This is a genomic window from Thioclava sp. UBA3469, assembly GCF_002378135.1.
Classification (GTDB): Bacteria; Pseudomonadota; Alphaproteobacteria; order Rhodobacterales; family Rhodobacteraceae; genus Thioclava; species Thioclava sediminum.
The window spans coordinates 1-1,269 of the sequence record NZ_DFRG01000124.1; the positions used below are offsets into that span (position 1 = coordinate 1).

A 1,269-nucleotide genomic window follows, 5' to 3' on the forward strand; every position below is an offset into this window, starting at 1 on the left:
GCGCGGGCTTTGCGCGCAGATGATCATCAGCGCCACCATGATCGGCACGGCGAGGAACATCCCCGGCAGCCCCCAGACCGCGCCCCAGAAGGCGAGCGAGATGATGATCCCGAAGCTCGACAGCCGCAGCGCATGGCCCATCAGCATCGGGTCGATCACGTTGCCGATCACGAATTGCAGGATGCCGACCGCGACCAGCACCGTGCCCGAAGTATAGGGGTTCTGCGTCAGCACATAAACCGCGAGCGTCGCGATGACGGTTGCGATGATCGAGCCGATCGAGGGAATGAAGTTTAGCGCGAAGGTGATGATCGCGACCGGCAGCGCCAGATCGAACCCGCCCACGGTGAAGACGCCATAGACCGCGACAGCGGTGACCGCGCTGACGATGGCTTTCACGAGAAGGTAGTGGTTCACCCGGCGCATGATCGTGCCGACCATCCGCGCAATCCGCTCGGCGCTCTCGGAATCACCCATGAGCGAGTTCAGCTTGGCGTCGAACCAGATCCGCTCGGCAAAGAGGAAGCCCACGAAGAGAATGATCAGGATCGTGGCCGAGAGCAGGTTCGACGCTTGACCCGCCAAGGTGGTCAGATAGCCCGCCACCTGAATGCTCTGCATCGATTCCAGCACCGATTGCTCGACCTCGGGACCCATCCAGCCGAAGAGCTGCGCGATCGCCTGCTGCGCGGGGCCCGCATAGTTCAGCACCATCGTCACGACCGTGTTCACCTGAGAGATGAGCACCGCGCTCAGCGTCAGCAGCCCGCCCGCGATCAGCGCCAGCGCCACCAGCGACGCCAGACGCGGCGGAATCGAGACCGGCCCGATCCGCAGCCGCCCGACCGCGTTGATCGCCTCGGAGGTCAGCGAAAACAGGATGATCGCGATGGCCAGAGAGATCAGGATGAATTTCGCCTGCACCATCAGGAACAGCGCCAGCGCGAAGGCGATGATGCCCAGAAGCACATTGGTGAGCGCACGCGGCTCGAACGCGCGCCCATCGATCAGGGCAGGGCGGCCCTCATCGGGAGTGTCCTTCATCTTCATCATCTTCCTGTGCCTGACCCTGACGGGGCCGTAACCGGTTTTTCTTATGCTAGGAGCCGCCGCGCAGGCGCGCAAGCGCCGAACCCGCGTGATTTCAGGGCTTTTTCATGACCTGCGCATTATTCCGGATCGGGTCTTGCATCCCGCCCGGATTTGCGGATAAACCCGCCGGCGGAGCGGTGGCCGAGTGGTCGAAGGCGCACGCCTGGAAAGTGTGTA

Annotated in this window: 1 protein-coding gene; it reads right to left on the bottom strand. The window is 63.3% G+C overall.

The genetic code is table 11. The annotated features are described in order from the left end of the window. Positions 1-1,044 (bottom strand): AI-2E family transporter (locus B3D39_RS10120; RefSeq protein WP_286789652.1); only part of this gene is annotated, 1,044 nt, incomplete at its 3' end. Positions 1,045-1,269 lie beyond the last annotated feature (225 nt).